This is a genomic window from Flavobacterium sp. W22_SRS_FP1 (assembly GCF_052113685.1).
In the GTDB taxonomy this organism is placed as follows: domain Bacteria; phylum Bacteroidota; class Bacteroidia; order Flavobacteriales; family Flavobacteriaceae; genus Flavobacterium.
Map to the genome: position 1 here is coordinate 112,964 of NZ_JBGQOE010000002.1, position 21,361 is coordinate 134,324.

Below are 21,361 nucleotides of genomic sequence, written 5' to 3' on the forward strand. Positions count from 1 at the left end.
TTCACTATTCACTATATTAGTTATATTTTGCTGAAATTTCTTTTGCAACAGTTTGGATTACATCAGTAATTTCATCTGTTAACTTACCTGCTTTCAAAGCATCTAAAGTTGCTCTGTGTTTGTTATTAAGGAATTCTAAGAAATCTTTCTCAAATTCTTTTACTTTATTCACAGGAACATTTCTCAATAGATTTTTTGAACCAGCATAGATAATTGCAACTTGGTCTTCAACTGTAAAAGGATCGTTCAAACCTTGTTTCAAGATTTCAACATTTCTTCTTCCTTTTTCAATTACGTTTAAAGTAACTGCATCTAAATCAGAACCAAATTTAGCAAACGCTTCCAATTCACGGAATTGTGCTTGATCTAGTTTTAGAGTACCTGCTACTTTTTTCATTGATTTAATTTGTGCATTTCCTCCAACACGCGATACCGAGATACCTACGTTAATCGCCGGGCGAACTCCTGAGTTAAACAAATCTCCATCAAGGAAAATTTGACCATCTGTAATCGAAATTACATTTGTTGGGATATATGCAGAAACGTCACCCGCTTGTGTTTCGATAATAGGTAAAGCGGTTAACGAACCTCCACCTTTAACGATAGGTTTCAACGAGTCTGGTAAATCATTCATATTTTTAGCAATTCCATCATCAGCAATTACTTTACAAGCACGCTCTAATAAACGGCTGTGTAAGTAAAATACATCTCCAGGATATGCTTCACGTCCCGGTGGTCTTCTCAATAAAAGAGAAACCTCACGGTAAGCAACAGCTTGCTTAGATAAATCATCATAAACAATTAAAGCTGGACGACCTGAATCTCTAAAATATTCCCCAATTGCAGCACCTGCGAAAGGAGCATACACTTGCATCGGAGCTGGATCAGAAGCATTAGCTGCAACGATAATGGTATATGCCATTGCGCCTTTTTCTTCTAACATTTTTGCGATTCCTGCTACAGTTGACGCTTTTTGTCCAATTGCAACATATATACAAAATACAGGTTTTCCTGCATCGTAAAATTCTTTTTGATTTAAGATAGTGTCAATACAAACAGTTGATTTACCTGTTTGACGGTCACCAATAACCAACTCACGTTGTCCACGACCAACTGGAATCATAGCATCTACTGCTTTTATTCCTGTCTGTAATGGTTCAGTAACTGGTTGACGGAAGATAACTCCAGGAGCTTTTCTTTCTAAAGGCATTTCATATAGTTCCCCACCAATTGGTCCTTTTCCATCAATTGGAAAGCCAAGTGTGTTAACTACACGTCCTACCATTTGTTCTCCAACTTTAAGAGAAGCGATACGTTGTGTTCTTTTTGCAGTAGATCCCTCTTTGATTCCTGTTGATGGTCCTAAAAGTACCACACCAACATTGTCTTCTTCAAGATTCAAAACAATAGCTTCTAACCCATTGTCAAATTCTACTAACTCACCATATTGAACGTTAGAAAGCCCGTAAACACGAGCAATACCATCTCCAACTTGAAGTACGGTTCCTACTTCCTCTAGCGTAGCGCCAGATTCAAAACCTTCTACTTGCTTTCTTAATATTGCTGAAATTTCAGCAGGTTTGATTTCCGCCATCTTAATTTATAATTTAAACACTTAAATGTGCAATAAAACTAGTTACTTAATTCTCTTTTTAATACTTGTAATCTATTGGCAATTGAAGCATTGTATTGCTTGTCACCTATTCTCAATATAAATCCTCCAATAATTGAAGCATCTACACTATTTTCTATTGTGATTTTTTTATCTGATAATGTTGCAATTTTAGCTAAAACCTTAGCTTCTAATGTCGCATCCATTGGAATAGCTGTAGTAACTTTCGCTACTTCAACACCATTCATAATATCAAATAAGTTATTGTACTCTAATGCAATCGCTTCTAGAATTTCAAACCTTTTGTTTTCAAATAACAAATGGAATAACATTTTGGTTACACTATTGGTATTTGCAAAAACTTCTAATAAGGCTTTTTCTTTAACTTCAACTTTTAATGTTGGGTTTTGAATAAAAGTGCTTAATTCTAGATTTCCATTTATCGTAGAAGCTATAGAATTCATGTCCTCACTAACTGCTACAGCTACTCCTTTAGATTCTGCGATCTCTAGAATTGCTTTTGCATAACGAATTGCTGCTCTTGTACCTGCCATAATATTAGTTTAGCTTTACGTCACCTAACATTTTCTCAACTAATTTAGTCTGAGCTTCTTTATTAGATAATTCGTCTTTCAATAATTTTTCTGCAATACTTAAAGACAAAGTAGAAACTTGTAGTTTCAACTCGGCCATAGCTGCATTTTTTTCGCTTTCAATCGCTGCTTTTGCTTGCTCGATCATTTGAAGACCTTGTGCCTGCGCTTCAGTTTTTGAATCTGCAATCATTTTATCTTTAATTTCACGTGCATCTTTTAGCATGTTATCACGTTCCATTCTAGCTTCTTGCAATATACGTTGATTGTCCGCTTGAAGGTTTTGCATTTCTTTTCTAGCATTTTCAGCAGAAAGCAATGCATTTTTAATTCCCTCTTCTCTATCATTAACTGCATCAAGAATTGGTTTCCAAGCAAATTTTTTCAATAATAATATTAATCCAACAAATATTACTATTTGCCAAATGAACAAACCGAACTCAAACTGATTTATTAACTTATCCATTATATATAATTATAAATTTTCAATTATCTTTTTATTGCTCAGAGGCAATTTGTAATGTTTTAATAATAAAACAACAGTTACAACCAACCGTTGCAACTATTGTTTTTAAGTTTTAATTAAGCTGCGAACAACGCTGCAAAACCAATACCTTCAATTAATGCAGCAGCAATTAGCATAGCTGTCTGGATTTTTCCTGAAGCTTCTGGTTGACGAGCAATAGCGTCCATTGCTGAACCACCAATTCTACCAATACCTAAACCTGCTCCGATAACAATTAAACCTGCTCCTACGTAATTTAAACCTTCCATAATATATACAATTAAAAATTAAACACTCTTTTTTTAAGTCCTCTTGCGTTTGACTTTCAGACTTTCGACCTTATGGCATTTAGCTAATGAACTTCTTCATGATGATGTTCTTCTACAGCTGAACCGAAGTACAATGCAGATAACAATGTGAAAATATACGCTTGTAAAAAAGCTACCAGTATTTCAAGTATAGAAAGCGCAAACGATAATCCAAAAGATAGAGTACTTCCAATCCAGCTTTTGAAAATAAACATTAAACCAATGATACTCATCAAAACAATATGTCCTGCAAAGATATTTGCATACAAACGTATCATTAATGAAAATGGCTTAATAACAGCTCCTAAAAGCTCTATCGGAGCTAGTACGATACGCATTACTTTTGGCACACCTGGCATCCAGAAAATATGACTCCAGTAATTTTTGTTGGCCGTAAGATTCGTAATTAAAAACGTCATTATTGCTAACGCGAAGGTGATTGTCAAATTTCCAGTTACGTTTATCCCAAATGGCATCAAACCAAATATATTTAAGAACAATACAAAGAAAAATACAGTCAATAAATAACTCATGTATTTCTTATAATGTTTTTCACCAATATTAGGGATAGCGATTTCATCACGAATGAACAACACTAAAGGCTCAAACATTCTACCAGCACCTGATGCTATTCCTCCATTTTTACCATATGATTTTGCCAATCCGGTAAATAACAAAAACATCAACAATGAAGCTATCATTACAGAAAACACTGTTTTTGTAATAGAAAAATCAATTGGACGAACATTGGCAGGAAAACCAGTTTCTTCGTCTTCTGTTATTTTACCATCCGCAGAATCCAATTTATAAATTTTACCGTCGTGATGATTGATTTTATAGAAATTACCATTTGATTCTGCAACTGCTTCTCCATGCTCAAATCTAGCAGATGAGAAAAACTGAATCCCGTTATCCCAGAGGATTACCGGTAAAGAAAAACCGTAATGCTCTCCTTCCACGTCATCTGCGAAAAAAGTAAAACTATGAGAATCTAATACGTGATGACCTATAAATGCTTTAATTTCAGATTTTACATCTGTAGGTTCAGCATGAGCTCCTTCATGTGTTTGTTCCGTAACCTCTTGAGCCATTTCAGTATTAACTTTTACAGAATCCACTTCTGGATTTGCAAAACTCATTAAAGGAAGACACGCTACAAAAGTTGCTATTATAAATCTAATTGGCCTATTTGAAATCACCATAACTATTAAATATCTTAATTTTTTACGTTTCTGAAATTTGGTGCAAATGTACATTTTTTATTAATATTCAAAAGAATAAAAAACCTTATTTTTTCCAATTCTTCATTGTCATTTGAGATTTATTGCTTTCTGTTCAATATTCTTATTGTTAAAACAGTTTCAATTGTCAAAAACAGAGCGAATATCATAAAAAAATTAGTTTTCTCTATTGAATTATCATGCGTATTGAGTTGCAATATAGGCTTTAAAATTAAATAACAAAAACCCATTTTAGCAGTTGTCGCTAAAAGAAAAGACATTCCTGTATTGTCGAAACTTCGTTGCTTCACTTTTAGTACAACTATAAAGATGAGAATAGACATTCCTAAAAACAACAAATACAGGGTTTCCATTGAATAAAGGAAACTTGTGTCATTAAATTTCAACAAGTGAAAAATCAATTTATGAATCAAATAAGCAATTCCTGCCAGTAGCACCAAATTTAAGATTGGTTTGTAATTTTTTAAATTCATTGGGTAGGTTTTGGCCACGAAGGACTAGGACTTAAAGTTCTTTTTAAATTTAAGCTATCGGGGACTAAAAATGTTAAGAGTTGATTGCTTTAATTCTTTTCTAGAACAAATTATTGTGATTTGTTGATTTCGTTCACTTGCCGTATGACATTATATAGAGCCAAGCCAACTCCTATCATTACAAGGATTTTATTGTAATATACCTTGGGATTTGGATGGTTTTCATCAAGCCAGTTTCCCGCATAGGAAAACAAGAAGATAATAACACCCATTTGGATTGGTATATTAATAAGGGCAAACCATTTACTAGCTTGTTTTTGTTTGTTTGGTTTCTTGTCCATCGGAAAGAATCAGGTTTTTTATGTTGGTTTTCATTATGCAAGAAGCGCTAAAATCAGCACCTGGCTCTACGGATAATTTTCCTACCGTCACCTCACCGTGAATGCTTGCCTTTGATTTCACGTTAAGGATTTCAGTAACTTGAATATTCCCATTAACTTTACCTTCTATATCTGCATTATTGCAAATGATATCTCCCATAATAATTCCGCTGGGACCTATGACTAATTTTCCCGTAGATTGAAAACTGCCTATTAATTCCCCGTCAAGCCTAAAGTCAGCTTCAGAGATTATATCTCCCTTGATAACGGTTCCTTCAACTATTCTATTGGTTTTCCCTAAAAGTTCAGTGTAGGGCTTCGCTTTTTTATTAAACATGTTTATTCGGTTTTTAATGCTAAATAAGCATTTAGATTTTTGTTGATTTGGATTACTTTATAATTTTCATCGGTGATCACAATCGCAGTTTCGCTCATTTGATACTTCTTCCTTTCTTTCAACAGAGAAACTATATGTCGAGCATTTGCTTCGCTGTTTAAACCGTCGATTATGATGAAATTTTCTTCACCCGTATAAAGATCGAACGAGTAACTTAAATTTTGAAAATCAATTTCTGAAATGAATTCCTTAATTTTATCTTCAATTGCTACTGTACTTTTATCCTCTTTTGTTGCTACTTTATAAATAATTTTCCATTTTCCAGTATCTTTATCACTAAAAGTAATTTGTTCTAAGAAAGGAATTTGATTCGCTAGAATTTCCTGCGCATTTTTACCTTCTTCAGTATTCGAATAATTATCCGCTACATATTGCAATGCCGCTTTATAGGCCGATAACCCCTTAAGTTTTCCAATGGTATTCGCTTTTAACAATTCAAATTTTGAAACAATTTCGTCACCAGAAAATTGATTAATAAGGCCGTCTAACTTTTCTAAAACGGCAATGTACTCTTCTTCTGTGAACAATTTGTACCATTTGTTGTAAATCCCGTCAGGGGTACCAATCAATGAAGCTTCATCAATACTTGCATTATTTATCAATTGTGCATAACGTGAATCTGGGAATTTACTATTAATCTGGTTTTTCATTACCTCTGCCTTGGCGTTATTGGTAATTTGATAAATTTTATATAAATTATACATCGCCGGAAGAATTAACTTCTCTTCTGGATTATTCTTTAATAATTGTTCCAGTTTGTTCGTAGCCAATTCGTATTTTTTGAATTTTTCTTTATAAATCACCCCAAGTTGATAATAGGCGGAATTACGTTCCTTAGCAATGCTGTCTATTGCTGTTTGGCTCGTTGGAAGTTGGTTTAAATAGAAATCCGTGGTGTACTCTTCTACTATGGCGTCTAACTCCGTCAAAGTTTCATCCTGAGATGCATTAGTAGAATTAATGGTATCCTTTGAAACCCCGTTTGCAATTGCAGATGAGCTACTTGACGACTGGCGCCAATTGCCTTTTAAACTCCTTTGCCCCCATGTTTTTTTGAATTCTATTTTACCATACGCTACAGTTGTAGGATTATAAAAGTAAAAAACACTTGCGCTTTGACTTATGTTTGACATCGAGGGAGGCAATAGTGGTGATTTAAGTGCCGGCATACCTTGGTTTTGCTTAGAAATAGCTGGGTCTATAGCTGCCGTTTTACTATTTCTCTCAATATTATCAAGTTTCGCTTTTAATTTCTCTTCTACTATTCTTTTCTCTTCGTCTTCCTTCTTTAGTTTTTCTATATAGTTTTCATAGTACGTAATTCTCCCTGATTGTGGCAGAGAAACGACATTTATGATACTGTCATTTCTTGACGCTAATGCTTCGTATAGAATAACCTCATCCAAATCTTTCCTGATTTTCTGAATTTGAATGAATTCTCTAGTTTTCAGGTCAAGCTTTACTAAAGTACTGTCATAGTATTTCGCAGCAATTGGGTATTTTGCTTCCTTGAAATACATATTCCCCAAATTCCTGTAATTCGAAGCAACCAAATATTGGTCCGTAGTTGCTTTTTTTAGTGAGGCGTTATAAAATTTAGAAGCTTGTTTCTGATTGTCTTTTTTATCATAAAAAATAGCTTTCTGGTGGAACAACAAGTCGAGAAATGGTCTGTTTTCGCGGTCGGCGATTAGTTTGCTATAGTTTTTCAAGAAAGCGGTCGTATCTCCTTTTTGATAATCAAATAATTGTGCTTTTCTAGCTTGGGATTGAATAACATATTTCCTTTCGGATTTTCTATTCATCTTTATCACCGATTCGTAACTATACAACGCACTGTCTTTCTTGCCTAATTCTTCGTAGAGTTGACCTAATATAAACCGATACCTGGCTCTTTGATCGTTTTTTTTAGTGAACTTTACGGCCAATTTTAATTTCGCAACTGCACTATCTTTTTCTTCAAGATTTAAAAAAGCTTCTGATAAAAGTGCATTTGCGTCAGCAAGAACCTGCTCTTTAAGTTTTTGATCCTTCAATAATTTAGTCATATTAATAACTACCACAGCATCGTTTCCCAAGCGCATATTGGCTTTTTCTCGCCAAATTTTAGCTTCATAAATTTTGCTGCTATTGGGATATTTGTACAATATGTAATTGAATGCGTCTAATGATGGAATAAATCTTTGGTCAAAATAACGGGCTTTCCCGAGCAGCAAATAGGCTTCATCAATCTGGAAGTTTCTTTCCCTGCCATCGATATTCATGGAATGTTTTTGTATGGCCTTTGTAGCCTTAGTTTCGGCCACTTCAAAATCCTTGTTTTTAGCCTTTTCTTCTGCGATCAAATCGTCACTTATTTGCATTCTTTCGATAGGCAAACGTTTCCAAAAATTGTCGTTTTCGCTGGACTTAATACTCTCAACACCTTTGTCTAATCCTATACCTCCATTATATAAAATATTATATTTGGTACTTAAAGCATGAGAATTCCTTGATAAGAAACTGCTTTTCTTAGTAGAACAGGCTACCAAAAAAAACAACAATCCTACTGCAATTGAATATTTAAATGAGTTGATTTTCAATGGTAAACGTTTTTATCATTAAACTTTTAAAAATGTGTTTTAGTATAATGACCGGTAAAAATACGTTTCTTTTTGAAATATAAAACTTTAAACAGCGAAAAACGTTTCCAACTCCTTCAGTGTCTCTTCAGAGGTTTGGATATCCTTTACTAGCTCTCCTTTGTTTAAGGCAACAATTCTGCTACAAACATCTACCGTATGTTGCAAGTCATGGCTGGAAACCAGTATCGTTATATCGGGATTTTCTGAAAGTTCCTTTATTACTTTTTTTAATCGGTTTACGGTTGTGGGATCTAAATTAGCAAAAGGCTCGTCTAGAATCACCACCTCTGGATTGCCTATTAATGTGGCGATGATACCCACTTTCTTTTGGTTTCCCTTGGACAAATCACGTAGATACTTTTTGTTATTCAAGATTTCCCCATTAAAAAACTCTTCATGTTTAGACAATAAAGCATCAACGTCGGCTTTATTCTGACCGCGCAAATCCCCTATAAAATAAAAATATTCCTCAGGAGTGAGATAGCCTATCAAAAAGCTTTCGTCTAAAAAAGAAGCTGTAAATGGCTTCCAAGCTTCACTAGTGTTTACCTGAACGTCATTGTTAATAATGTGTCCTGTTGAAGGTTGAATAAGGTCTAATAACAGACTAAAAAACGTAGTTTTTCCTGCTCCATTATTCCCAACTAAACCTAAGCTTTCTCCTTTTTTTATTTCTAGATTATCTATTTTTAATACGGTTGTACCGTTATATGTTTTCGAAAGGTTGTTTACTTGTATCATTTTTGAAAAAATTTATTCGATTAATTGTTGATTTAGTTTGTCGCTTGCTGAAAACAGAAGCTTATCCTTTTTGTTTATAAGCGGCAATTGTTGCGTATTTCTCGGACTTATAGATCTTTTCGATCAAGGAGAAAGCTTTGTCTTTTAAAGCAAAACCTAATACTCCTACCGATGCCACTAACAGTAAACCCAAATTGGCATTTGCTAAAGTTGAGCCTATCCAATACAATAAAACAGGTAACGCCAGCTGCGGTATCGAAATCAGCATGGTTTTAATATTAAATGCTTTTTTGTCGCCAAAAGCACCTTTACCAGAACTCAAGTCAATTGGTGTTTTCGTGTAGGCACCACCCAACAAAACCAGATGTGAATTGACACCTATATTATAAATTGCACCTACAACAATGGTTAAATACACCTGAAATCCAAAGTAAAGATAGAAAGATGCGATTGTTGTGGTAACTATAGTAGCAATTACCATCAGCCACCATTTAGAACTCAAATAACCTTTATAAGGAACGTTTTGGGTCATCATTAACTGGTAATAAGAGCTATCCCAACTCGGTACAAATTGCCCGAAGGTGATCAGAAACCCGCCAGAAACAAAAATTCCAGCAAAAATGTGCATTATAGGATTGTTATACGCTTCGATTCCGTTTGTAAAAAAAAGAAGTCCATAAAAAAGAAACATAACGCTTAAGCCCACAGTAGTCTTAGATCGTTTGTTCCTTTTGATTAATTTTATGTCATTTTTCAAGAACGTTCCTACGGTTCCAAATTGGTTCAACCAAGTCAACTCTTCTGTTTTGGCGATATCAAGTTTGCTAGTCAATCCAGCATCGAGGTATAAATCATTCTTGAAATACTGGAACGTAACATAATATAACGCGACTAAAACCAAGACCGGAATGATAAAGGCCCAATAGGTGTTGAAAACAGCATCAAATAATGGTGCGGTATAATCCGTGATATTAAACAATTCATAATACTGTAAACCGGCTAAAACAGCAACAATTCCAAGGAAAATAGCGAATAAATTGTCTTTATTACTCAATATTATATTGACAAAATTATTAATGTACAGCAATGAAAACAGCGCAATAAACCAAAGTATTACTGATACTGGATCATAACCTTCGACGATTAAAACAACACTAAATGGAATTAGAAAAAATCCATGCACTAAATTAAAAAATGACAAAATAGTTTTTCCCAAAGAGAAATGTACAATCGTGGATTTTTCTATGGGGAAAATCAACAAGGGACGAATGTTCATCAAGGGGATTTTTTGCAACATGAACCTTATAACTAAATCCGTCAATACATAGTAAATCATGAATTTATTTACTGTTATTAGAGGATCTAGATTCATTTTCTTTAGAATATAAAAAGCTCCAATTCCTAAAGCTAAAAAAACCAAGGTAAAATAAATGGCGATAAACCCCGTAACGATTTTCAGAGCTATATTAGTTGCGAAAGAAGCTGATCTAGTAAAAGCCTTCCATTCTAGGTAAATAAAACGTTTGAACATGGTTTGATGATTTGGTTTTACAATAAGTATTTAAAAGTAAGAAAATGTTACAGCTTTTCTAATTTATATTCTGGGTAAGTCGCAAGTAAATATTCTTCTGCCTTGGCTGGAATAACTTTAAATATGATAAAAAGCATTAGGCTAAATAGTACCAGAAAAAAACTTAAGCCAAGTATGTAATAGTCATTTCCTAAAAAATCATCTGCGTGAATAAAGATTTGAACAAATATATTAAACGGAAGAATAATGATTCCTGCAAACCCCCCATATTGACGAATTATTTGTTCAAACAACCATTTTTTTTCTGCTGTTTGTTTTTTCTTTTTTTTGAGGAAACCGTCTTTGATTAACTTATAAAATGCCAGTCCTAATAAAGTAATATAAAAGCCAATAAAAATCCATTTACCATAAATACTTACCTTCAAAACACTAAACAATCCCAGCGTCAGTAATACAGTCAAGAAAATCTTTGGGACTCCAAAGAAATCTTTTAAATGTTGCCGCACCAAACCGTTATACTTTTTACCTAAAACTGCTTGACGTTTTTCTACCACATCCATAAACCCAAAGACACCAAACTTCTTGAATTCGATATTTAGGGCTTGATCAAAACTAAGTTTAGGATTTTCTTGCCATTGCGTTTCAATGGCATTTCCGAGATGATCGACTAGTTCTGATTGCAAATCGTACCATTCCACATAATGCTGGCGAGTAAAAGTGAACAGCTGGTCTATTTGTTGGGTGGTTAGTTTCATATAACTTTCATTTTGTTTTCAAATTGGAAATGTTTGTAAAAAAGCTTTAGACTCCCATAAATTAAGAACAAATAAATCAACGTTGTAATTAAGGAAAATACTTTTATTTCTATGCTTTTATTAAAAGGCAGAATAGGGAAACAACCAAAGCCAATTAGCAAACCGTAAAGCAGAAGCAAATTAAAATTTTTGTTAAACCGGAATAGATGAGTGGTCTTTATTTTAGATTTTAAAATGTATAATTTACCACTTGTCATCAATAATGCGCCAACTACGGCTGATGCTTGCAAAAAAAATACCATTGCTAATAAAACTGATGGCTCTTTAAACTCATTATTAATCAATAAAATTAAAATAGTAAATAAACTGGCAATAATTCCTGCAGCAATTAGTTCCTTTTTCTTGTCATCGGCAAATTTATCCGAAATAATCTTTGGAGCTAAAAACCCATAACCCAATAATAAATTATGAGATGTTGGTCTCAATTGCGGTTTCCATCTTTCGAACACCTCTTTTAAAATAACCTCAAAAGCTTTATCTTCGATACTGATTTCCGACTCAATTTCCGTAGCAATATGATCTAATAATTCAAGCTTGATATCGTCATAGACAACTCCGTTTAAAACTAAGGTTTCTTCTATCGTTGTGATTTGTTGGTTGGTTAATTTCATAGCAAAAATTAAATCAGTTGGTATTGGTTTTTTACGTTCTCGATTGTCTTCGTTTGAAGATGAATTCCTGTAATTAAAAATAATATTCCCAATACCCATAAACAACAGAAGGGTAATATTAAAATTGGATGCGATTGAACCGACTCCTTAAAAGAATCTAATAGATATATTACCCAGTACATAATTACGAAAATTCCTGAGAAAGTACTATGACTCATATTTAATTGTAAAAAACGTTTCCCTTTAATTTTTCTATTTGTGTAAAAAGAGTAGAGCGCTGGGATACTAAGTATTACTAATAAACCGAATAACTTTGCAACAAAATTTACTGGTTCATCAAAATAAAAAGATGCCTTAAAAGCTAAAAAGGCTAACAGAATACTTAAAATAATTTTTGGGAATTTAAAATACTCTGCAACCATTTTTAATTGTGCTCTTTTAAACTCTTTTCTAAGAATTTGAGTACGCTCCTCTTCAATTGCTTTAAATCCGTTTCTGCCAAATTTATCTTCGGCATAGTATTTCACCTGATGAAAAGTTAATTCAGGGTCTTTTTTCCAGAACTCTTCCATACTTGTCACCATATGATCCGTCAGTTCTATTTGTAACTCATAATATTTAATGTCCTTCGAAATAATATAATTTTCAACGTATTCTATTTGTTCGGTGGTTAGTTTCATAGCATAAAAATTAAATGGCTAGTTTCGGATTCACTAAACTCTGCATGTTCCGGATAAAATTTTCCATTTCAGCAAGTCGGTTTACCGTTTCCTTTTCCCCCGTTTCAGTCAGTTTATAGTATTTTCGCATGCGGTTGTCTACCCTTTCTATTTCTACGTCCAGAATGCCTTCGGCTTCGAGTTTGTGTAAGGCAGGATACAAAGCACCCTCGGTAATATTGAGTTCGCCTTGAGTAATACCCTTTACCTTTTGCGTGATTTCATAGCCATACATCTTGCCGTTTTCCTCCAGCAACTTCATGATGATGGTATTTAAACTTCCTTTATACAATTGTGAGTTTTTCATTTTTTTAATCATTGCGAGACAAGTGACAATCTCATTTTGAAAACCAAATATACATAAGTTTCTTATACATTGGGTTCTTATGTATGTAAAATTTCAATATTTTGATTTAAAGAAAACTAATCTGTTTCCTATCTTTGTAAAAAAAATAGCTCATGTCATCCTTTTTAAAATTAATAATAAAAGAAGTAAAACGCGAAACAGCCGCCGCCGTTTCTATACTTTTTAATGTTCCCGAAGAACTAAAAACCAACTATGCATTTATTCCAGGTCAGTACCTTAACTTAAGATTGAAGCTGGACGGAGAAGAAATTCGTCGCGCCTACTCGATATGTTCATCACCAGAAAGCGGTGAATTGCGAATTGCTGTTAAAGCTGTTAAAAACGGGACTTTTTCTCAATTTGCCAATGGCAAACTAAAAGCGGGTGACGCACTTGAAGTAGGGAAACCGGAAGGTAAATTTACTTTTGAACCTAAGTCAGACCGTCAAAAAAACTATGCTGCTTTTGTATCTGGAAGCGGAATAACACCTGTTATGTCGATCATTAAGTCGATGTTAATAAGCGAACCTAAAAGTTCTTTTGTTCTTGTTTACGGGAATAAAACGCCCGAGGAAACGATTTTTCATCAAGAATTACATGATTTGCAGTTAAAATATGTAAGCCGTTTATTTGTTCACAACGTTTACAGTCAAGCCAAAGTGGAAAATGCTTTGTTTGGTCGAATAGAGAAATCTACTGTAAATTTTGTGTTGAATAACAAACATAAAGAACTGGCATTTGATAAATTCTATTTGTGCGGTCCTGAAGCAATGATTGAAACTGTTACGGAAGTATTAAAAGAAAAAAACGTAAAAGAATCAGCTATAAAATTTGAGCTTTTCACTACGTCCTCACATGAAACTGTAATAAAAGAATCGCTAGAAGGTCATTCGAAAATTACAATTATGGTAGACGATGAAGAAACCACTTTTGAAATGTCTCAAAAACAAACAATTCTTGAGGCAGCACTTAAGCAAGGAATCGATGCTCCCTACTCCTGCCAAGGCGGAATCTGCAGTAGTTGTCTGGCTCGTGTAACTTCCGGAACTGCTGAAATGACAAAAAACTCTATTCTGACCGATGGAGAAATTGCTGCTGGACTTGTTCTTACTTGTCAAGCGCATCCTACATCAGAAAGCGTTTATGTGGATTATGATGACGTTTAATAAATAGTTGCATTTTAAATGAAACTTCCTTGAAAAAGGGAGTTTTTTTATTTTAAGGAGCTGTTGATCTTCTCAACGATAGATTCTGAAGAAATAGTTCGCATGGCATCTTCATAACCTGCTACTTTTATGTTACCATAAACAGAGGTTGGCAATAAAGGATATTCCTTCCTGTCTGCTACCAATGCATTTTCGATCGGTTGATTGAAAGGGGCAAAACCTGCAAAAGGATGGGTCACACCATAAAGTGAAATGACTTTTACGCCCAGCATTGCAGCGATATGTGCATTTCCTGAATCCATAGAAAGCATAACATCGAGGTTACTAATCAGTTCAAGTTCTTGCTCCAACTTGACTTTACCTGCCATATTAATAACATTGTTTTTATTATTCGAAAAGGAATCCAATATTTCTATTTCCTTTGCTCCTCCTCCAAAAAGTAAAATTTTATTGTTCGAAATTTTTGACAATTCTTGGATTACTGCCAGCATTAAGTCTAGAGGATAGACTTTAGAATCGTACTGGGCAAAAGGGGCAATTCCTATTAGTTGTTGCTCTTCATCTCCAATTATCACCTTTATTTCCTTATCTAAAACGGCTTTTCTTGGGAAAATAGGATTAACCAAATTCAATGCAAATCCAAGTTCTTCAAAAACTTTTGCATGTCTTTCAAACATCGTTGGCAGTTGCTTAAAAATTTTATTTTCACTACGAGTCAATGCTTTTTTTCCTTCCCGCCCTTTATCAACCGAAGCTATTCTTTTTCCGCTTAAAGCAAAAAGTGTTCTGATAATTTTTGAACGCAGCACATTGTGCAAATCGGCGAAGGCATCGACATCTAATTGTTGTAAATCTTGGAACAAGCGCAACAATCCAAGAAATCCTTTGTGCTGCACTTTTTCATCAAAAGCAAAAAAAGAAATATTTGGAATTCCTTCAAAAAAAGGTTTGAAAAAAGGACGCGAAATGACTGTTATCTTAATTTCTGGATATTGATCTACAAATGCTCGTAAAACAGGAACCGTCATGGCGACATCTCCCATTGCGGAAAGTCTCATGACGGCTATATGTTTAATTTTATTTGGCAAAGGAAATGCCAATTATTTTTTTCCTTGGTACAAAACAGGGTTCAGTTCGTCATCATTGTACATTTTCATTTGCTTGTACACTTTCATGAATTTATCACCGTTTTCAATATCTGTCAACAAATCATCAATCGCAGTCGATAAATCTGTTCTTTGTTCTAACAAGATATTTAATTTTGTTTGGCATTTATCTCGGTGATCCTGAGAAGCTTCTTCACGAGTCGCTTCCTCATTCATATGGTAAATTTTCAAAGCTAAAATCGATAATCTGTCAAATGCCCATGCAGGACTTTCAGAATTTATTTTAGCATTTTCTTTCACTTTTACGTCACTGTATTTTTTCAAAAAATAACCGTCAATATATTCCACCATATCTGTGCGCTCCTGGTTTGAAGCATCAATTCTTCTTTTCAGGGTCAATGCTGCTACTGGGTCAATATTTGGATCGCGAATAATATCTTCAAAATGCCATTGGACCGTGTCGATCCAATTTTTAACATATAATAAATGTTCAAATTTGTCTTTCGAGAATGGGTTATTTATAGGTTGGTCCACATTATCAAATTCATGATAATCTTTAATACTTCTTTCGAATATTGAATACGCTAGTTTTGAAAACATAATTTTATATTTTTATACTTACAAAGATACTTTTTATACTTTTATAAAAAATAACAAATAACAAATCTATTTTTGATAGCTAAAACAAGATCTAAATTGATTGCCGTAATCAAAAAATTAAATAAAGAATAACCATGCAAATTCATGATTTATCAAAAACAAATAGTGTCCTAAACCATTTTTTGGCCCAAATAAGGAATGTAAACATACATAATGACAGTATGCGTTTTCGAAGGAATATAGAACGTATCGGCGAAATAATGTCTTATGAGTTGAGTAAGGAATTGCATTATGAGGATATCGAAATTAAAACTCCATTGGGTGTAAAAAAAACCACAGCAATTTCGGATCAGTTGGTTATTTGTTCCGTTTTACGTGCAGGATTGCCCTTACATATGGGGTTTTTGAATTATTTTGATCAGGCAGAAAACGGTTTTATTTCAGCCCGTCGACACCATCCCAATAATGACGATTACTTTACTATAGAAGTTGAATACCAAGCCATTGCCAATTTTAATGGGAAATACTTACTGCTTGTTGATCCTATGCTTGCCACTGGGCAGTCAATAATAGCTGTTTTTAATAAACTCATGGAAAAAGAACATCCAAAGGAAATCCATATCGCCGTGGTTATTGCCGCACCTGAAGGAATTGCACATCTTGAAAGTAAGTTGCCCGATAATTGCCATCTTTGGATTGCTTCTATAGATGAGAAACTAGACGAACATAGCTATATTGTTCCGGGACTTGGTGATGCAGGAGACCTCGCTTATGGTAATAAATTATAATTGAGAGAAAAAAGAGAATAAACTACAAGCAATAAGAACCACTAAAACCATTTCTTGCTTCAGCTTTAATTGCGGTAGCTCGATGTGGGCCGTTGCCATCATTGCCAAAGGCGCTATTGTAAAAATCAGCAAATCATTGCTTTTGTTTGAAGATACCAAGAAAATTAATACTCCAATGAAAAAGGAGGCTACTATTTTTTTGAACGCGGAGTGCAGCACTAAAGGTCTGCTTGACAATGTTCCAAACATTGAGATGACAAAAAATAAAGCTACGGTTGCGTAAATTGACAATGCGGCGTTTTGGTAATTATTAGTGAAATAGCTGATCTCGAAACTGGTTTTTACACTTCTGTTTATATATTCGACCCCATCTACATTGAATGCTAATGAAAAAACCGTGAAAATAATTCCAACAGCAAAAAAAGCAATAAATGGCAATATCCAATTTCTATAATCTCGTGCAACGTGAAACATTATAGAAATAAAAACCAATACGATAAAAATAATGCTCCAAAAATGGAACAAAGCAGCTACAAAAACCCATAAAGAAGCATCGAATATTTTTTCTTTGGATGCCGTTAGTGACTGAAGCGAAATTAATCTTCGAAGCGCTAAAAGGATAAAGAAATTAGAAAAAATTAAATTGATATTATCTAAAATAGAAGGAAAAAAAAGCAGAAATAATAAGTAGAATAAAACTGTGTAACTACTGCCTTTACTCAGTCTATTCTTCTTGGAGACAAAGTTTTCAACAAAAATTGACGCTAACAAAACAGACAGCAACCCGAATTTTTCAAAAATCAGATAAGCAGAATCAGTCCAACTCAAATCCTGAATTTGATAAATGAAAAAAAAGAATAAAATTAAAAATACAACAAGAGAAAAATTTAATGGTGTAGATTTTCTAAAAACACTTGTAATCATAAGGATATTTTATACTTTTGTAGCTGTAAATATAATACTTGTTTAAAAAGGAAACCCTTAAGTTGAAAAAGAATATACTTTGCGCTGAGAATTAAAAAAATAACAACATAATTTTATACGATATGAAAGCATTTTTTGAAGGAATTCAATACCTATTTGTTAATATTTTATTTGCTCCCCTAGATTTTTTACGTTCTTTGGAACTTCAATCTTGGTTTGCAGCTAATACAATCAATTGGATGTTCATGATTATTGGTACTGTTGCAATGGTATATTGGATCAAACAATTGAAAATATTTGAAGACAATGGCGAAGAAAACCAAGATACTACCGCGCACTCTTTCTTTAAAAAATAAATTACCTAACCCCAAATTTTGGGATTAGGCAAGCTACTTTTTAAAGTAAATCGTTACCGATATCTTTTCTAAAATTCATCTTATCAAAATGTAGCTTTTCTATGTTTTGATAAGATTTTTTTATGGCCTCTTGGAAATCATCACCATAAGACGTTACGGCCAATACTCTTCCTCCATTAGTTACAACTTCATTGCCATTTAGCTTTGTTCCTGCATGAAAAACAATTGAATCGCTGATGTTTTCTAATCCAGAAATAACTTTTCCTTTTTCGAACTCTTCAGGATAGCCGCCAGACACAAGCATAACAGTAGTTGCACTTCTTTGGTCTATTTCAAGTGTGATTTCGTCTAGCTTTTCATTGGCTACAGCCAAAAACAACTCAACTAAATCTGTTTTTAGTCTCGGAATTACCACTTCGGTTTCTGGATCGCCCATTCTGACATTGTATTCAATAACAATAGGTTCGTTATTTACATTAATCAACCCAATAAATACAAAGCCTTTGTAGGGTATACCATCTTTCTGGAAACCGTCAATTGTAGGTTTAACGATGCGTGTTTCTATTTTTTCCATCAAAACAGCATCTACGTAAGGAACTGGGGAAACGGCTCCCATTCCGCCCGTATTGAGTCCTGTGTCGCCTTCACCTATGCGTTTGTAATCTTTGGCTGTAGGTAGTATTTTGTAATTTTTTCCATCCGTAAGAACAAAACAACTTAATTCTATTCCGTCAAGGAATTCTTCAATAACCACTTTTGAACTTGCAGCACCAAATTTTTTGTTTACTAACATGTTTCTTAACTCCTCTTTGGCTTCCGCCAAATCATGAATAATCAAAACGCCTTTCCCGGCAGCTAGACCATCTGCTTTCAACACATATGGAGGTTTTAAAGTTTCTAGGAAATCACATCCTTTTTCTACAGTCTCAGCGGTAAAACTATCGTAGCCTGCCGTTGGAATATTGTGTTTCACAAGAAATTCCTTTGCGAACTCTTTACTTCCTTCTAGTTGTGCCCCTATTTTTGATGGCCCTATAACTGGTATATGGCTTAATTTATCATCATTTAGAAAAAAATCATATATCCCTTTTACCAAAGGGTCTTCGGGGCCCACAACAACCATTTCTACTTTTTCCTCTATTACAAATATTTTTATAGCATCAAAATCAGTCGGACTCATGTTGACGTTCGTTGCAATCGGAGCGGTTCCTGCGTTACCTGGTGCTACAAAAAGTGTGTCACAAAGTGGACTTTGAATCATTTTCCATGCAAATGCGTGTTCTCTTCCTCCTGAACCCAATAGTAAAATATTCATGTGTTGTTATTTTAGTTGTTGTGCAAAAATAATTGCTTTTGTACGGAAATAATAATTAATTTTTAAAAACTTGTTGGTTCGTCTTATTTAGTTGTTGTTTAATATTATTTTTGAGGAAATAAACACATAAAATGCTATCTATTTTTGACTTATCACTTCAACTAAACGCTTACCCGATAAAAAGAGCTAAAGCCGATTTACTGAAAATCATAGCATTATCTCCAAAGGATCAGGAGGCTCATATTGAGCAAAAAAAAAGAGCAATCGTAAATTTTCATTTTGAAAACAATCCGTTTTATCGTGAATTAGTCGGTGAAAAAGATTTTAATAATTGGGATAAACTCCCGATTTTGAGTAAAAAAAACTTGCAAAAACCACTGCAGGAACGTCTTTCTTTCGGCTACACACTTAAAAACATCTACCTAAATAAAACTTCAGGCTCAAGCGGTAATCCTTTTATTTTTGCCAAAGACAAATACTGCCATGCTTTGACATGGGCTTCAAATATTTATAGATTTGGCTGGTACGGTATTGATTTTAATACCTCTTACCAAGCACGTTTTTATGGAATCCCGATGGATTTCATAGGTAATAAAAAAGAGCGATTTAAAGATTTTTTAAGCAACCGCTTTCGCTTTGCCATTTTTGACTTGTCTGATGCTGTTTTGGAAGGATTTCTTACTCACTTTAGACTTAAAAAATTCGACTACATAAATGGGTACACGAGCTCTATTGTACTTTTTGCTAAATATTTGGAGCGAAAAAACATCGTACTAAAAGACATTTGTCCTTCCCTTAAAGTTTGTATGGTTACTTCCGAAATGCTTTTTGAAGATGACAAAGTCCTTTTAGAAAAACAATTAGGCATTCCCATTATCAATGAATACGGTGCATCAGAACTTGATTTAATAGCTTTTCGGAATCCAGAAGGAGAATGGCAAATGAACTCGGAAACCTTATTTGTAGAGATTTTAGACGAAAATGACGCTGTATTGCCCTATGGACAAGAAGGTCGGATTGTAATTACTTCACTTTTTAATAAAGCACATCCTTTTATTCGGTATGACATTGGCGATATTGGGATTTTGGATGAAAAAAGTACTTTGCAAAAACCGATTCTAAAAAAACTAATTGGAAGAACTAATGATATTGCTGTATTACCTAGCGGAAAAAAAGCACCTGGATTAAGCTTTTATTACATCACAAAAAGCGCCATCGAGGATGATGGCAACGTAAAAGAATTTGTCATAGAACAAAAACAAACAGATACTTTTGAGGTACAATATGTCAGTGAAACTGAATTAAATCTCCTGCAAATTGAAAAAATTGAGCAAGCTATTATTCTATATCTAGAACCCAACTTGAAGTTTATTTTTATAAGAAAACCGAGTTTAAAAAGGAACAAAAGAGGAAAGTTGAAACAATTTAAATCTATGGTCTAATTGCCTTTATATAATTGGGTTTTATTAGCAACTGAGTGAATAAAAATAGTTCCATACAAACTACAGCGCTAAGAAAACTAAAACCATGAAACTTTCTATAAACAGCAAAATTATAATTTATCAAATCCAATTTAGAAGTCGATATGGAGTTATCTCTTACTCTGTAATACGCTAAGCTTTCAGGGACAGGGTGAGCAATTTTTATCTTTTTGAGAACCGTTAACCACAGCATCCAATCTTGGCGTTTGCGAATAGCAGAAATAGGAATTTTACCAAAGTAATTTACATCATATATTCCCGTAAGGTTTCCTATATAATTGCAGTAAAACAGTTGACGGTAACTCAGATTTATTGGTGCTTCTAATCTTTTGTTTAATGGTTTTCCCTCTTCATCTATGCAATCATAAAAAGAAAAGGTAAATGACAGATTATTCGCTTGCATAAACTTAATCTGCACCTCTAATTTATTAGGTTTCCAAAGATCATCGGCATCGAGAAAAGCAATGTATTTCCCTTTGGCAGAAGCTAAAGCAGCGTTCCTAGCCACTCCTGTTCCAGAATTCACGGCTAATTCGAGCATTTGAATTCTCTTATCTTCTTGAGTACATCTTGAAATAATAGCAACCGTTTCGTCTGTAGAACAATCGTCTACAAGAATAATTTCCCAGTTGACGTAGGTCTGATTTTGAACAGAGCGAATCGTTTCAAAAATGAATTTGCCGGAATTGAATGTTGGAATTATTATGGACACAAGTGGGCTTTCCATTT

Annotated in this window: 24 protein-coding genes; 4 read left to right on the forward strand and 20 right to left on the reverse strand. The window is 33.9% G+C overall.

Translation table 11 applies throughout. The features are described 5' to 3' along the window. Positions 1 to 16: 16 nt before the first annotated feature. The 15 genes from atpA to ACEN2H_RS01895 all read right to left on the reverse strand — a co-directional run bounded on the left by atpA (position 17) and on the right by ACEN2H_RS01895 (position 12,857). A complete protein-coding gene (atpA, locus tag ACEN2H_RS01825) occupies positions 17 to 1,594 on the reverse strand; it encodes a F0F1 ATP synthase subunit alpha (protein ID WP_441729829.1) in 1,578 nt (525 codons plus the stop codon). Positions 1,595 to 1,632: 38 nt separating this feature from the next. Beyond that, positions 1,633 to 2,166, reverse strand: a complete 534-nt coding sequence (gene atpH / locus ACEN2H_RS01830) for an ATP synthase F1 subunit delta (protein ID WP_441729831.1) — start codon at positions 2,164 to 2,166, stop codon at positions 1,633 to 1,635. A gap of 4 nt (positions 2,167 to 2,170) precedes the next feature. Next, positions 2,171 to 2,671, reverse strand: coding sequence for a F0F1 ATP synthase subunit B (locus tag ACEN2H_RS01835; RefSeq protein WP_441729833.1), 501 nt, complete (start codon positions 2,669 to 2,671; stop codon positions 2,171 to 2,173). A gap of 116 nt (positions 2,672 to 2,787) precedes the next feature. After that, positions 2,788 to 2,979, reverse strand: a complete 192-nt coding sequence (atpE, locus tag ACEN2H_RS01840; RefSeq protein WP_074720412.1) for an ATP synthase F0 subunit C — start codon at positions 2,977 to 2,979, stop codon at positions 2,788 to 2,790. 83 nt (positions 2,980 to 3,062) lie between these two features. After that, entirely contained in the window at positions 3,063 to 4,220 is a 1,158-nt protein-coding gene (gene atpB / locus ACEN2H_RS01845) for a F0F1 ATP synthase subunit A (protein WP_441730113.1), read from the reverse strand. A gap of 119 nt (positions 4,221 to 4,339) precedes the next feature. Continuing rightward, entirely contained in the window at positions 4,340 to 4,732 is a 393-nt protein-coding gene (locus tag ACEN2H_RS01850; protein WP_441729835.1) for a hypothetical protein, read from the reverse strand. A gap of 110 nt (positions 4,733 to 4,842) precedes the next feature. Further along, positions 4,843 to 5,073, reverse strand: coding sequence for an AtpZ/AtpI family protein (locus ACEN2H_RS01855; protein WP_441729837.1), 231 nt, complete (start codon positions 5,071 to 5,073; stop codon positions 4,843 to 4,845). Further along, a complete protein-coding gene (locus tag ACEN2H_RS01860; RefSeq protein WP_441729838.1) occupies positions 5,039 to 5,449 on the reverse strand; it encodes a bactofilin family protein in 411 nt (136 codons plus the stop codon). The genes ACEN2H_RS01855 and ACEN2H_RS01860 overlap by 35 nt, the downstream gene beginning before the upstream one ends. A 2-nt stretch (positions 5,450 to 5,451) precedes the next feature. Beyond that, positions 5,452 to 8,091, reverse strand: coding sequence for a type IX secretion system periplasmic lipoprotein PorW/SprE (gene porW, locus ACEN2H_RS01865; RefSeq protein WP_441729840.1), 2,640 nt, complete (start codon positions 8,089 to 8,091; stop codon positions 5,452 to 5,454). An 87-nt stretch (positions 8,092 to 8,178) separates the two neighbouring features. Beyond that, positions 8,179 to 8,874, reverse strand: coding sequence for an ABC transporter ATP-binding protein (locus ACEN2H_RS01870; protein WP_441729842.1), 696 nt, complete (start codon positions 8,872 to 8,874; stop codon positions 8,179 to 8,181). 61 nt (positions 8,875 to 8,935) lie between these two features. Further along, on the reverse strand, positions 8,936 to 10,405 hold the full coding sequence (locus ACEN2H_RS01875; protein WP_441729844.1) for a DUF5687 family protein: 1,470 nt from the start codon (positions 10,403 to 10,405) through the stop codon (positions 8,936 to 8,938). Between the two features lie 47 nt (positions 10,406 to 10,452). Further along, positions 10,453 to 11,088 carry a hypothetical protein gene (locus ACEN2H_RS01880; RefSeq protein WP_441729846.1) on the reverse strand — a complete coding sequence of 212 codons (636 nt, stop codon included), beginning with the start codon at positions 11,086 to 11,088 and terminating at the stop codon, positions 10,453 to 10,455. A gap of 68 nt (positions 11,089 to 11,156) precedes the next feature. Next, on the reverse strand, positions 11,157 to 11,831 hold the full coding sequence (locus ACEN2H_RS01885) for a hypothetical protein (protein WP_441729848.1): 675 nt from the start codon (positions 11,829 to 11,831) through the stop codon (positions 11,157 to 11,159). An 8-nt stretch (positions 11,832 to 11,839) separates the two neighbouring features. Further along, positions 11,840 to 12,511, reverse strand: coding sequence for a hypothetical protein (locus ACEN2H_RS01890; protein ID WP_441729850.1), 672 nt, complete (start codon positions 12,509 to 12,511; stop codon positions 11,840 to 11,842). 10 nt (positions 12,512 to 12,521) lie between these two features. After that, positions 12,522 to 12,857: a PadR family transcriptional regulator gene (locus ACEN2H_RS01895; protein ID WP_441729852.1), complete on the reverse strand. Its 336-nt coding sequence runs from the start codon at positions 12,855 to 12,857 to the stop codon at positions 12,522 to 12,524. Between the two features lie 152 nt (positions 12,858 to 13,009). On the opposite strand from ACEN2H_RS01895, the gene ACEN2H_RS01900 reads away from it, so the two are divergent. Further along, the gene (locus tag ACEN2H_RS01900; RefSeq protein ID WP_441729854.1) at positions 13,010 to 14,062 is read left to right on the forward strand and encodes a 2Fe-2S iron-sulfur cluster-binding protein; all 1,053 of its coding nucleotides are present in this window, start codon (positions 13,010 to 13,012) and stop codon (positions 14,060 to 14,062) included. A 47-nt stretch (positions 14,063 to 14,109) separates the two neighbouring features. Here ACEN2H_RS01900 and ACEN2H_RS01905 read toward each other — a convergent pair whose 3' ends face one another. Together ACEN2H_RS01905 and ACEN2H_RS01910 are read right to left on the reverse strand one after the other, a co-directional pair. Then, positions 14,110 to 15,120, reverse strand: coding sequence for a glycosyltransferase family 9 protein (locus tag ACEN2H_RS01905; RefSeq protein WP_441729856.1), 1,011 nt, complete (start codon positions 15,118 to 15,120; stop codon positions 14,110 to 14,112). Between the two features lie 42 nt (positions 15,121 to 15,162). Then, positions 15,163 to 15,768, reverse strand: coding sequence for a DUF4254 domain-containing protein (locus ACEN2H_RS01910; protein WP_441729858.1), 606 nt, complete (start codon positions 15,766 to 15,768; stop codon positions 15,163 to 15,165). Positions 15,769 to 15,902: 134 nt separating this feature from the next. Here ACEN2H_RS01910 and upp point away from each other — a divergent pair, with 134 nt between their 5' ends. Continuing rightward, positions 15,903 to 16,556 carry a uracil phosphoribosyltransferase gene (gene upp / locus ACEN2H_RS01915; RefSeq protein ID WP_441729860.1) on the forward strand — a complete coding sequence of 218 codons (654 nt, stop codon included), beginning with the start codon at positions 15,903 to 15,905 and terminating at the stop codon, positions 16,554 to 16,556. On the opposite strand, the gene ACEN2H_RS01920 is transcribed toward upp, so the two are convergent. Next, positions 16,551 to 17,480 carry a DUF6427 family protein gene (locus ACEN2H_RS01920; RefSeq protein ID WP_441729862.1) on the reverse strand — a complete coding sequence of 310 codons (930 nt, stop codon included), beginning with the start codon at positions 17,478 to 17,480 and terminating at the stop codon, positions 16,551 to 16,553. The two genes, upp and ACEN2H_RS01920, sit on opposite strands and share 6 nt — an antisense overlap. A gap of 122 nt (positions 17,481 to 17,602) precedes the next feature. Here ACEN2H_RS01920 and ACEN2H_RS01925 point away from each other — a divergent pair, with 122 nt between their 5' ends. After that, the gene (locus ACEN2H_RS01925; protein WP_441729864.1) at positions 17,603 to 17,836 is read left to right on the forward strand and encodes a DUF6341 family protein; all 234 of its coding nucleotides are present in this window, start codon (positions 17,603 to 17,605) and stop codon (positions 17,834 to 17,836) included. Positions 17,837 to 17,876: 40 nt separating this feature from the next. Here the strand turns inward: ACEN2H_RS01925 and purD are convergent, their stop codons facing one another. After that, positions 17,877 to 19,151 (reverse strand): phosphoribosylamine--glycine ligase, encoded by a 1,275-nt coding sequence (gene purD, locus ACEN2H_RS01930; protein ID WP_441729866.1) that lies wholly within the window; start codon positions 19,149 to 19,151, stop codon positions 17,877 to 17,879. 131 nt (positions 19,152 to 19,282) lie between these two features. Between purD and ACEN2H_RS01935 the strand changes: the two genes are divergently transcribed. Beyond that, the gene (locus ACEN2H_RS01935; RefSeq protein ID WP_441729868.1) at positions 19,283 to 20,593 is read left to right on the forward strand and encodes a phenylacetate--CoA ligase family protein; all 1,311 of its coding nucleotides are present in this window, start codon (positions 19,283 to 19,285) and stop codon (positions 20,591 to 20,593) included. Here the strand turns inward: ACEN2H_RS01935 and ACEN2H_RS01940 are convergent. Beyond that, complete coding sequence (locus ACEN2H_RS01940) at positions 20,583 to 21,359, reverse strand: glycosyltransferase family 2 protein (RefSeq protein WP_441729870.1); 777 nt, start codon at positions 21,357 to 21,359, stop codon at positions 20,583 to 20,585. The genes ACEN2H_RS01935 and ACEN2H_RS01940 overlap by 11 nt on opposite strands. Positions 21,360 to 21,361 lie beyond the last annotated feature (2 nt).

Coding starts and splice junctions, on each gene's coding strand:
- ACEN2H_RS01875 (WP_441729844.1), bottom strand. CDS start 10,405: ATGTTCAAACGTTTTATTTACCTAGAATGGAAGGCTTTTACTAGATCA.
- ACEN2H_RS01895 (WP_441729852.1), bottom strand. CDS start 12,857: ATGAAAAACTCACAATTGTATAAAGGAAGTTTAAATACCATCATCATG.
- ACEN2H_RS01870 (WP_441729842.1), bottom strand. CDS start 8,874: ATGATACAAGTAAACAACCTTTCGAAAACATATAACGGTACAACCGTA.
- ACEN2H_RS01890 (WP_441729850.1), bottom strand. CDS start 12,511: ATGAAACTAACCACCGAACAAATAGAATACGTTGAAAATTATATTATT.
- atpE (WP_074720412.1), bottom strand. CDS start 2,979: ATGGAAGGTTTAAATTACGTAGGAGCAGGTTTAATTGTTATCGGAGCA.
- ACEN2H_RS01860 (WP_441729838.1), bottom strand. CDS start 5,449: ATGTTTAATAAAAAAGCGAAGCCCTACACTGAACTTTTAGGGAAAACC.
- ACEN2H_RS01940 (WP_441729870.1), bottom strand. CDS start 21,359: ATGGAAAGCCCACTTGTGTCCATAATAATTCCAACATTCAATTCCGGC.
- ACEN2H_RS01850 (WP_441729835.1), bottom strand. CDS start 4,732: ATGAATTTAAAAAATTACAAACCAATCTTAAATTTGGTGCTACTGGCA.
- ACEN2H_RS01885 (WP_441729848.1), bottom strand. CDS start 11,831: ATGAAATTAACCAACCAACAAATCACAACGATAGAAGAAACCTTAGTT.
- ACEN2H_RS01925 (WP_441729864.1), top strand. CDS start 17,603: ATGAAAGCATTTTTTGAAGGAATTCAATACCTATTTGTTAATATTTTA.
- ACEN2H_RS01920 (WP_441729862.1), bottom strand. CDS start 17,480: ATGATTACAAGTGTTTTTAGAAAATCTACACCATTAAATTTTTCTCTT.
- atpB (WP_441730113.1), bottom strand. CDS start 4,220: ATGGTGATTTCAAATAGGCCAATTAGATTTATAATAGCAACTTTTGTA.
- ACEN2H_RS01900 (WP_441729854.1), top strand. CDS start 13,010: ATGTCATCCTTTTTAAAATTAATAATAAAAGAAGTAAAACGCGAAACA.
- ACEN2H_RS01855 (WP_441729837.1), bottom strand. CDS start 5,073: ATGGACAAGAAACCAAACAAACAAAAACAAGCTAGTAAATGGTTTGCC.
- purD (WP_441729866.1), bottom strand. CDS start 19,151: ATGAATATTTTACTATTGGGTTCAGGAGGAAGAGAACACGCATTTGCA.
- ACEN2H_RS01905 (WP_441729856.1), bottom strand. CDS start 15,120: ATGAGACTTTCCGCAATGGGAGATGTCGCCATGACGGTTCCTGTTTTA.
- ACEN2H_RS01935 (WP_441729868.1), top strand. CDS start 19,283: ATGCTATCTATTTTTGACTTATCACTTCAACTAAACGCTTACCCGATA.
- atpA (WP_441729829.1), bottom strand. CDS start 1,594: ATGGCGGAAATCAAACCTGCTGAAATTTCAGCAATATTAAGAAAGCAA.
- ACEN2H_RS01910 (WP_441729858.1), bottom strand. CDS start 15,768: ATGTTTTCAAAACTAGCGTATTCAATATTCGAAAGAAGTATTAAAGAT.
- atpH (WP_441729831.1), bottom strand. CDS start 2,166: ATGGCAGGTACAAGAGCAGCAATTCGTTATGCAAAAGCAATTCTAGAG.
- ACEN2H_RS01835 (WP_441729833.1), bottom strand. CDS start 2,671: ATGGATAAGTTAATAAATCAGTTTGAGTTCGGTTTGTTCATTTGGCAA.
- upp (WP_441729860.1), top strand. CDS start 15,903: ATGCAAATTCATGATTTATCAAAAACAAATAGTGTCCTAAACCATTTT.